Annotated in this window: 11 protein-coding genes; 4 read left to right on the forward strand and 7 right to left on the reverse strand. The window is 42.9% G+C overall.

Going from position 1 to position 10,288, the window contains the following annotated elements:
• The 4 genes from ABF638_RS34710 to ABF638_RS34725 form a co-directional block, all read right to left on the reverse strand.
• Window positions 1-668 (reverse strand): SDR family oxidoreductase (locus ABF638_RS34710; protein ID WP_435027339.1); only part of this gene is annotated, 668 nt, incomplete at its 3' end.
• A gap of 12 nt (window positions 669-680) precedes the next feature.
• A complete protein-coding gene (locus tag ABF638_RS34715) occupies window positions 681-1,559 on the reverse strand; it encodes an SDR family oxidoreductase (protein ID WP_435027340.1) in 879 nt (292 codons plus the stop codon).
• Window positions 1,560-1,780: 221 nt separating this feature from the next.
• Window positions 1,781-2,062: a hypothetical protein gene (locus ABF638_RS34720; protein WP_435027341.1), complete on the reverse strand. Its 282-nt coding sequence runs from the start codon at window positions 2,060-2,062 to the stop codon at window positions 1,781-1,783.
• A gap of 70 nt (window positions 2,063-2,132) precedes the next feature.
• Window positions 2,133-3,653: an ABC transporter permease subunit gene (locus ABF638_RS34725; protein ID WP_435027342.1), complete on the reverse strand. Its 1,521-nt coding sequence runs from the start codon at window positions 3,651-3,653 to the stop codon at window positions 2,133-2,135.
• 87 nt (window positions 3,654-3,740) lie between these two features.
• Between ABF638_RS34725 and ABF638_RS34730 the strand changes: the two genes are divergently transcribed.
• Window positions 3,741-4,505: an amino acid ABC transporter ATP-binding protein gene (locus ABF638_RS34730; protein ID WP_181929188.1), complete on the forward strand. Its 765-nt coding sequence runs from the start codon at window positions 3,741-3,743 to the stop codon at window positions 4,503-4,505.
• Window positions 4,506-4,582: 77 nt separating this feature from the next.
• On the opposite strand, the gene ABF638_RS34735 is transcribed toward ABF638_RS34730, so the two are convergent.
• Both ABF638_RS34735 and lipB read right to left on the reverse strand, forming a co-directional pair.
• Window positions 4,583-4,783 (reverse strand): hypothetical protein, encoded by a 201-nt coding sequence (locus ABF638_RS34735; protein WP_181929187.1) that lies wholly within the window; start codon window positions 4,781-4,783, stop codon window positions 4,583-4,585.
• Window positions 4,784-5,417: 634 nt separating this feature from the next.
• The gene (gene lipB / locus ABF638_RS34740) at window positions 5,418-6,098 is read right to left on the reverse strand and encodes a lipoyl(octanoyl) transferase LipB (RefSeq protein WP_435027343.1); all 681 of its coding nucleotides are present in this window, start codon (window positions 6,096-6,098) and stop codon (window positions 5,418-5,420) included.
• A gap of 631 nt (window positions 6,099-6,729) precedes the next feature.
• On the opposite strand from lipB, the gene hpf reads away from it, so the two are divergent.
• A complete protein-coding gene (gene hpf / locus ABF638_RS34745) occupies window positions 6,730-7,377 on the forward strand; it encodes a ribosome hibernation-promoting factor, HPF/YfiA family (protein ID WP_435027344.1) in 648 nt (215 codons plus the stop codon).
• 69 nt (window positions 7,378-7,446) lie between these two features.
• Here the strand turns inward: hpf and ABF638_RS34750 are convergent, their stop codons facing one another.
• Window positions 7,447-7,905 (reverse strand): peroxiredoxin, encoded by a 459-nt coding sequence (locus ABF638_RS34750; protein WP_435027345.1) that lies wholly within the window; start codon window positions 7,903-7,905, stop codon window positions 7,447-7,449.
• 118 nt (window positions 7,906-8,023) lie between these two features.
• Here ABF638_RS34750 and ABF638_RS34755 point away from each other — a divergent pair, with 118 nt between their 5' ends.
• Window positions 8,024-9,151 carry an acyltransferase family protein gene (locus tag ABF638_RS34755; protein WP_435027346.1) on the forward strand — a complete coding sequence of 376 codons (1,128 nt, stop codon included), beginning with the start codon at window positions 8,024-8,026 and terminating at the stop codon, window positions 9,149-9,151.
• A gap of 294 nt (window positions 9,152-9,445) precedes the next feature.
• Complete coding sequence (locus tag ABF638_RS34760; protein WP_435027347.1) at window positions 9,446-10,153, forward strand: CAP domain-containing protein; 708 nt, start codon at window positions 9,446-9,448, stop codon at window positions 10,151-10,153.
• The last annotated feature ends 135 nt before the right edge of the window (window positions 10,154-10,288 follow it).

The following is a 10,288-nucleotide window of genomic DNA, read 5'->3' on the forward strand; positions in this document are numbered from 1 at the left end:
CACAAAAACTGCATGAGCAAAAACCGCCTAAAAACCCACAAAGTCAACAGCCTAGGCAGAGCCTCTAACTCTGTCCGCAGGGCATCTGTCCAACCATGTAGCGCATGTTTGGAAGCCGAATAAGTTGACTGAACCGCCACCGCTCGATCGCCCAGAAAGCTGCCAACATTGATTAACGCCCCACTGCTGCCGCTTTTGCGCTGTTTGAAGTGGTTTACAGCAGCACGGGAGCCATACACAACGCCCCAAAAGTTCGTGTCAAACATCCGCTTCATATCGGGGATTGAAACATCCATACAGCGACCAAAGATCGATACACCTGCATTGTTAACCCAGGTATCAAAACCGCCAAATTCAGCGATCGCTTTTTCGGCAATGTGATTCACATCTTCTTCTTGCCCGACATCAGCTACGACATAGATCGCCTGTCCACCTTTGCCACGAATTTCATCAACCAGTTGACGAAGAGCATCTTCATTTCGTGCTGCCAGGACAAGCTTTGCACCCTGTTTTGCTGCCATTCTAGCGGTTACTAAACCAATGCCACTAGAAGCACCTGTAATGACAACAACTTGGTTTCGGAGAGGTTTTAGGGAAATAGCCATGACTTTTAATTCAAACAAGGTTTTTGTAGAAGCATCTGCAATGAAACTGATAGAAATTGGCATCACAGCAAAGCGCTATGGAAGAACGGGCTGACCGCCAGTAACGGGAATCACCGCGCCTGAAACGTAACTGGCTTCGGAAGAAGCTAGCAGCACGTATATTGGTGCAAGTTCGGCTGGCTGTGCGGGGCGCTTCATTGGGTACTGCTGCCCGAACTGTGTCACCTGTTCGTTTGGCATAGTCGCCGGGATTAACGGTGTCCACACAGGGCCCGGCGCGACAGCGTTAACTCGGATGCCCTTTTCGGCTAGTAACTGCGCCAACCCACCAGTGAAGTTGACGATCGCTGCCTTGGTTGCCGAATACGCCAGTAGCTTCGGCTTCGGTTCGGCTGCATTGATGGAAGCAGTATTGATGATGGCGCTACCTGGTTCCATCTGCGGCACTGCGGCTTTGCACAGGTAGAACATCGCGTAGATGTTGGTCTTGAAAGTGCGATCGAACTCCTCTGACGAAATCTCATCAAGGCTTTCTCGCGTCATCTGGAAAGCGGCATTGTTAACAAGAATATCGATTTTGCCGAACTCACTCCGCGCCCGCTCAATAATCTCTTGACATTGCGCTTCTTGCTGGATATCGCCTGCAACAGCGACGCACTTACGCCCCTCTTTTTCGACGATGCGAACGGTTTCCTCTGCATCCGGTTCTTCGTTTAAATAAGCAATTAGCACATCAGCACCTTCGCGGGCGAAGGCAAGCGCTACTGCTCGACCAATGCCAGAATCGCCACCTGTGATAATAGCCGCTTTACCTTGCAGTTTTCCAGAACCAGAATAAGAATTTTCGCCATAATCTGGCTTCGGGTTCATCTGTGACTCTAGTCCTGGCACTTCTTGTTGTTGTTCAGGAAACGGCGGCTTTGGTTGTTGTTCTTGTAGGTTCTGTGAAATCATTAACTCTCCTTTGAACTGGGTTTTGAATAAAAAAAGCTAAATCAAGTAAGGCTGCTTTTGTTCAAGCGCCTGATGCAGCATTTGCTGTACTGATTATCCTTTTGTTGTTCGATATCTTTCTTCTTTATAGTTACTAAGTAACTGTATATTACTTGACCTAACTTCTACCTGTAGGCTGAGATTAATTCTGATCTCCTGTGTGTTCATAAACACAAATATATTTAAATAAATTGGAAGTTATCTTTAAGCGAATTTAGATTAATGCTTAATAATATACGCAAATCTTGAGAATTAGATAACCCTGCGGTGGCGTAAATCTGCCTGAGTTGGTGTAGCAATGTATGGTAAGCATCACTGACTACCCGTTGTTTTGTAGCTTCATCAAATTCTGAAGAGTTAGCAACAGCTATTGGTAGCCAGAATGCTCTTAGTGCTAGCAATATCATTTCCGTAGTATTTCTAACACTACTAGCAGCAATATAATCGAACCAATCAAAATCCAAATTGGGATGCTCCCCTTCACTTCCTCTGTTTAGGTGCGTTAGCCTGCGGCGTAACACACCCTACTGAAAATTAGTATGTATCGTATTTCTTTTGGCGTTTAACGGGATTCATCCACATTTCTAATCGGCTAAACACCTGTGAAGAAAGTAATGTCAAACACAAATAAACCACCGCTACACCCGCATAAATTTCAAAGGCGCGATAGTTGTCAGCGACAATTAACTGTCCTTTGCGGAACAATTCTTCAAATCCAATTACCGCAACTAAGCTAGTATCTTTCAACAAACTGATAAACTCATTACCTAAAGGTGGAATCATCCGCCGGAAAGCTTGGGGAAAAATTACATAACTCATGGTTTGCACAGAACTCAAACCTAATGATTGTGCTGCTTCTGCTTGTCCTGTTTCAATCGATTGAATCCCAGCACGCACAACTTCGGCAATATATGCAGCGCTATTCAAACTTAAAGCAATTACTCCAGCAGTGAGGCGATCAAAAGTAAATGTCAAACCAAGTTCTTGCAAAATTGCTGGTAAGCCAAAGTAAATCATAAAAATTTGCACCAGCAAAGGCGTTCCCCGAAAAAAATCTACATACGTCCTCGCTATCCAACGCATAGGTGCGATACGAGAAAGGCGTGTAATACCAATCAGCGAACCGCCAATTAAACCAAACACTACAGAAAGTATCGTCAATTGCAATGTTACCAATGCACCCTGCAATAGACTTGGCAAAGCCTGTAAAATCACGCTAATCGAAGTAAATATGTTAGATGCGTTAGTGTTAGTTTGATTCTCAAATGGTGATTTATCTGGTAATGATGGCGGTTCGATTTGAAACCATTTTTGGTAAATTTGGGCATAAGTGCCATTTTTCAGCACCCTATCCAAACCATCATTTATCAATGCCAAATTCGGCGAATTTTTAGCCGTAGCAATTCCATAAAACTCCTCTGTCAGTAATTCCTCTACTACTTTAATTCCCTTGAGATTGCCCGTCTTAATAGCATATAAAGTAACAGGTGCATCATTAATTACCGCATCCACATTACCATTGGACAATTCTTGCAGGGCTATAGGTGCTGAATCAAAACTGCGAATTTGCACCCCAGGAACACTTTTAGCCTTTGCAGCCCCAGTTGTGCCAATTTGGACTGCGATTTTTTTATTTTTGAGACTGTCAAAACCAGTAATATCTTGATTGTCTGCACGAATTGCGATCGCTAACCCAGCCTTAAAATAGGGACGGGAAAAAGAAATCGTCTTCGCCCTCTCCTCTGTAATTGTGATCGAACTAAGGGCCGCATCTACCGTTTTGGCTTGCAAAGCTGAGATCATCCCATCAAAAGGCAGACTTTGAAAATCCACTTTAAAGTTAGCTGTAAGTGCAATCGCATTCATCAAATCAATCGAAAAACCTTGTAACTCACCACCTTGTCTTTGAAACTCAAAAGGTGAAAACGTTGGTTCCGTAGCAACCCGCAGAGTTTTCCCCGCCCTAGAGTTCACAGCACAGCTAATCAGTAATAAACAGCTAAAACCTACGAAGACACATAAATACAGCCAACGCACAAAACCAAATTTAGCCATATTATTTTCTCTCTCCCTCTGCGCTCTCTGCGCCTCTGCGGTTACTTAAAACCTTACAATCAACTGTAGAGCAGCTTGACATAAGTAATGAACAATACCATCCCCGCCATTATTTTTGACAATATCGAAAAAAACTTTGGTTCTCTCAAAGTCCTTAAAGGAATCACCGGCGAAATCAACCGGGGAGAAGTCGTTGCAGTTATCGGTTCCTCCGGTTGTGGTAAAAGTACTCTACTACGCTGCTTTAACCGGCTAGAAACCATTGACAAAGGGCGTTTAATAATCAATGGTATCAACTTATCCCGACCCACTGTCAAATATAACCAACTGCGGGAACTACGGACACAAGTAGGCATGGTTTTCCAGCAGTTCAACCTATTTCCTCATCTCAGCGTCCTGGAAAATATGACACTCGCACCGCGTAAAGTCTTGGGTAAAACACCGAAAGAAAGCGCCCAAATAGCGAGATTATATTTAGAAAAAGTTGGCTTATCTGACAAAGCCTCTGCTTATCCCGAACAACTTTCTGGCGGACAAAAGCAACGAGTAGCGATCGCCCGTAGTTTATGCATGAATCCCCAAATCATGCTATTCGACGAACCCACCAGCGCCCTAGATCCTGAACTTGTCGGCGAAGTTCTACAAGTGATGCAACAATTAGCAGCAGAGGGAATGACAATGGTGGTTGTCACCCATGAAATGCAGTTTGCCAAAGAAGTAGCCCATCAGGTGATATTTTTAGACAAAGGTATTGTGACAGAACAAGGCCCAGCTTATGAAGTGCTGACCAATCCCCAAAGCGATCGCCTACGTATTTTCCTAAGTCGCCTTCAAATAATTCGTAATTCGTAATTCGTAATAAAGACTTCCTTTAAACTCCTCACTCACTACTTCCCACTCAGCACTCAGCACTCATAACTCAGCACTAATTAAAGGTATTCGCGTAAGAAATCAAAGGGATCATCTTCCCAACATGGTTCAGGTATCAGCCAAAATAAACTACCGCTGATGTCGGCTTCAATTTCATCACCATCGTCTCTATCAAATAGTTCTATCAAAGCTGTCCAATCACGTTCTCTCAGAGACGTTAACGATGGGGCATATACCTGAAAATTATTTGAGTAATTCACGCGCAAAGTTGTGCTTGACAGCCGTAAAAAGTTAGTATAGAAATTTGGAAATCATCAGATTCTAGCTTTGACAACCACAGTTATACCAATTCAAAATTCCAAATTAAGAAGGACTGATTTAATCTGGGTTTCCAGGTTTTTATCAGCCACATTGTTTGTTTAATTGGTATTAAATAGTTGTTTTGATACTATTAAATATGGACTACTATCATAAGTGTCTCACAATTTAAATAGGACTGCTATAGTATTTATTACGTAATTACAAGCTGTGTGCAACTTTTACTCGAACCTAACCCCCCAGCCCCCTTCCCTACCAGGCTATGCGTTACCCACATCTTTCTTTACAATCTTAAAACCCTTGCTTTATAAGCATCTTAAGGACTGAAACTTTAAGCCTACTTGACAAATAATCATTTATTCTTCTCGCTAAAACAGTGTTTTTATTGAGAATGAAAAACGAACGAATCAGGGTTCTAGAGACGTGAGTTAATACTCTCGAAATGTTAAGAAAGATGTGGGTAATGGATAGCCCTACCAGGGAAGGGGGAGAATTCAAAGCCTCTCTCCTGCAAGGAGAGAGGTTTGGAGAGAGCTCAAAAATGAACTTGCACATCGCGTTAATTACAAGCTGAATTTACTCAGACCGGAAAAATCCTTCAGGCTGCAACTCGACTAGTTCCACGCCAAAGACTTCCGCAAAGGACTGTGCTATGTAAAAACGCACTTCTTGGCAAGTGATACCTGGAATCCATTCGGCTAAACTGCCTACAGGTTTATCAGAAATACCGCAGGGTACAATGCGCTCAAAGCCTGTCATGTCTGGACAAACATTTAATGCAAAGCCGTGCATGGTAATCCAACGGCTGACTTTAATCCCAATCGCCGCAACTTTTCGCCCTTGCAACCAAACGCCAGTAAAAGCCGGAATTCTTTCTCCCTGCAACCCATAAACTGCTAATACGCGAATTATGACTTCTTCGAGTTGGCGTAAGTACCAATGGAGGTCTTTACGATAACGTTGCAGATTTAAAATTGGATACCCCACCAGTTGACCGGGACAATGATAGGTGACCTCTCCACCTCGTTCAACTCGCTGCACATCATATTCACCTTTGTCAATATCAAATTTGAGAAAATCTGAGTTGCTTCCTTGTCCCAAAGTATAGACAGGCGGATGTTCTAGCAAAATTAACACGTCATCTAGCTTGGGGTCATGGATGCGCTCAGTGAGGAGCGATCGCTGCCATCCATGAGCTTTTAAGTAAGGCATCAATCCTTGGTTATACAGCAAACAACGGTTTATGTGTGGTTCCATACTACGGATTATGCCAAAAATCAACTGTATTAAGGACTAAATATATTTCAAATTAGAAGATTGGAGTCAAAAAATGTAAAGATTTGCAAAGGATTTTAAAGGAAAGTCAAGGGAATATGCATTAGAAAATACAAAGTGCTAGCTTGAATATACAACCTCAATAGGTTTTAGGAGGAATTCTCTGCAATAAGCATCATGCCAAGACGATAAAGACGATATGTACTGGCTGATGACTCTCATAAAGTTAGTTTGCATTTCAAACAGAATCAAATTTCCACAAAGACTTGTATTATTGAACAACAGCAAGCAAACTTCAACCGAACACAGAAGGAGCAAATATCAACAGTTCTGTAAGCGTTGTTTTAACACAAAAGACAGTTACAGGAGCTACTGCTCAAATCTCCTCACTAAAGAGTTCTAGGTGAATATCCAATTGGATATCAGCGCAGAGATGAGGAGTAAAATCAAGGGTATAATGAGCAAAAACCCAGACTTAGTAAGCTTAGAGACAGCTTACAAACAGTACATAGATAAAGTTCACAATTTGTTTTGGCGGGAGTAATAGACCTTACCGCAATTTCTTTTCATACAAAGCAAATTCACACATCAAATATTCAGTGGGAGAGTTTACATGAAGCTTGTCATCCACGGCAAAAATATTGAAATCACCGAAGCAATTCGTGAGTATGTACATCAAAAGATTGAGAAAGCAGTTAGTCACTTTCAGAGCATTACAAATGAAGTGGATGTGCATCTTAGCGTCGCCCGTAATCCCCGAATTAATCCAAGACAAGCGGCTGAAGTAACTATTTACGCTAATGGTAGCGTTATCCGTGCCGAGGAAAGTAGCGAAAACCTATACGCCAGCATTGACTTAGTTGCAGATAAAATTGCCCGTCAACTGCGGAAGTACAAAGAACGGCGTCAAGATCAGAAAACTAATGCCCTACCAACAGAAGTAGTTGTTGCAGATGCGGTAGTCACAGATTTAATTGGCGATCGCACCCCCGAATTGCCTAACGAAGTCGTCCGCACCAAATATTTTTCCATGCCGCCGATGACCCCTACAGAGGCCCTGGAACAACTACAACTTGTGGGACACGACTTTTATATGTTCCGCAATTCTGAAACTGGAGAGATTAATGTAATTTACGAACGCAACCACGGCGGTTATGGTGTGATTCAACCCCGCAATGGTAACGGCCATACCAACGGCAAGAATGGCAAGTCAGCCCACGCGAGTATTGGTATGCCGGAAAAGTCGCATTCGATTAAATAGGGAATGGGGAATGGGGAATGGGGAATGGGGGAGAAATAACCAATGCCCAATGCCCAATGCCCCAATCTCTCATTTCGCAAGCTGTTGCAAAGTTTTCAGCGCTTCCTCAACGTGACCTTTAAAGTTAAACATTGAATCAAATACGTATTGCACAACTCCTTGTTGGTCAATGACGTAAGTAACGCGACCAGGGAACAAGCCAAAGGCAGCTGTTGCGCCATATAGCTTCCGCACTTGGTCGCCTTTATCAGTTAACAAAGTAAAAGGTAGATTGTATTTCGCAGCAAATTTTTGGTGAGATTCGCTAGAGTCAGCACTCACGCCGACAACTTCAGCACCAGCGCTTTTAAACACTTCATATTGATCACGAAAGGCGCATGATTCAGCCGTACATCCAGGTGTGTCGTCTTTGGGGTAAAAATATAGGACAACAGCTTTTTGTCCGCGAAAATCCTGTAGGCTAACTGTTGAGCCATTTTGAGCAGGTAGAGTGAAATTAGGAGCGGTATCTCCAACTTTGATTGCCATAATAAGTGGTGGTAATTACTTAACAAAATTTTACCTTGTATCCAAGTCCATAAATTTTGCTTGATTACTTGCATCAAGCGGAGTAGCTTAGATACTCATCTAACACAAAATTCCGCTTATGCGCCTGACTTCACTGGATGTTTTTCGCGGCATTACCATCGCTGCTATGATTCTCGTCAATATGGCGGGAGTTGCAGATGATGTATATCCTCCCTTAGCCCACGCCGATTGGCACGGTTGCACACCAACTGACTTGGTGTTTCCCTTCTTCCTCTTCATTATCGGTGTAGCGATGACTTTCTCACTGTCAAAGTACACCGAAGAAAATAAACCAACCTCAGCTGTTTACTGGCGGATATTGCGCCGCGCCGCCATTCTCTTTGCCTTGGGATTGCTGCTGAATGGCTTTTGGAATCAAGGTATTTGGACTTTTGATTTGAGCAGCATCCGCATTATGGGAGTGTTGCAGCGCATCAGCCTTACCTATCTGCTAGCTTCCTTGGTAGTTCTCAACCTGCCGCGTAAAGGTCAATGGATACTAGCAGCAGTGCTACTTATCGGCTACTGGGTAACGATGATGTATGTACCAGTGCCAGAATATGGTGCGGGAGTTTTGACGCGGGATGGTAATTTCGGCGCTTATGTTGACCGCCTGATTATTCCCAAAGCACATTTATATAAAGGTGACGGGTTCAACTTTATGGGAGATCCAGAAGGACTTTTCAGTACTATTCCCGCCATAGTAAATGTCCTCGCTGGCTACTTCACTGGTCAATGGATACGCAGCCAACCTGTACAGTCACGCACAAGTATAGGTTTAGGATTATTTGGAGTCGGTTGCTTAATTATTGGTTGGGCGTGGGGGTGGACATTCCCCATCAACAAAAAGCTGTGGACAAGTTCTTATGTGGTCTTTAGCAGCGGTTGGGCGTTACTGTTGCTAGCGGCTTGTTATGAACTGATCGAAGTACGGGTGATGCGTCGCTGGAGTAAGCCTTTTGAAATTATGGGCTTAAATGCGATCGCTCTTTTCGTTGCATCGGTTTTATTGATTAAAATCTTAGTCAGAACCACTATCGGCACTGGCAAAGACGCTTCTAGTACTTACAATTGGATTTACCAGAATTTTTTCGCATCTTGGGCGGGGGCGTTGAATGGTTCCCTATTGTTTGCCATAGTCACCGTGTTGTTGTGGTGGGCTGTTGGTGTTCTGATGTATCGGCAACGCTGGTTTCTCAAAGTATAAATTTGAAGGCAGGCGTCAGAATATGAAAAGTTTTTTGTTGTTATTTACGTTTTAGGGTATTCAAGGTTACAACAGGTATTAAGTAATAGGTTTGTAACACTTTAGGAACAAAGGTAATCGCAACTTTATCTATCTATATTATTGGTGCGTTAATCTGCGCTTTCTTTAGCGAACTCACTTAAATTCTGATATGGTTTCTAACGGCGGAAGCGTATACAGACTTATCTGTGCGTTGAAAATTCTTATTTCTTCTAATTCACTAAATTAATCCATAGCAAAATTGTGAGGTAATGGATGCGTCGCATAAGATTTTGGCTATTTTTGCCAATTGCTTTAATATTTGGCTGCTCAGATCAACTGTTTCAATCTAACCCATCTGTCGCCAAACCTAACCCAACAGTCGTTCCACAACAAACTAGTCCGACTTTGTTAGCAAAGGCGAGTTACCTTTCACCATTGGAACAACAGGTAATCGTTGAAACAAATAAGGTACGAACAAATCCCAAGGCATATCTCCCAATTCTGGAAAATTATAGAAAGCGCTTTGAGGGGAACCGAGTCAAAATTTCTAATAATACCTATTTGCGAACTCAAGAAGGAGTTAAAGCAGTTGACGAAGCGATCGCATTTTTGAAATCAGCACGTCCTGTAGGAGCCTTGAGTGCATCTAAAGGTATGTCTTTAGGAGCAAAAGACCACGTTAAAGACCAAGGCCCAAAAGGTGCTACAGGTCATAATGGTAGCGATGGTAGCAACCCTTTTACTCGCATCAACCGCTATGGTAAATGGCAAACAACCGCAGGCGAAAATATCAGTTATGGCCCAAGCACTGCTCAAGATATCGTCATGCAATTAATTATTGATGATGGTGTGCGCGATCGCGGTCATCGAAAAAGCATTTTTAACGGCGCTTTTAAAGTCTCCGGTGTTGCTTATGGAACTCACAAATCATATAGAACAATTTGTGTAATTAACTACGCTGGTGGGTATCAAGAAAAATAACTTGAGATGGGGAATGGGAAAGAAGCAGGAAGCATGGAAAAAGGGAGAAGAGTTTTCCCCCTCTGCACAATGCCTTATTCCCAACTGGAGTTTAGACTAAGCCATACAAAATGACCCAGCAGGGCTGAGTTAATC

The sequence above is a fragment of the Nostoc sp. CALU 1950 genome (genome assembly GCF_051172895.1).
Lineage (GTDB): Bacteria > Cyanobacteriota > Cyanobacteriia > Cyanobacteriales > Nostocaceae > Nostoc > Nostoc edaphicum_A.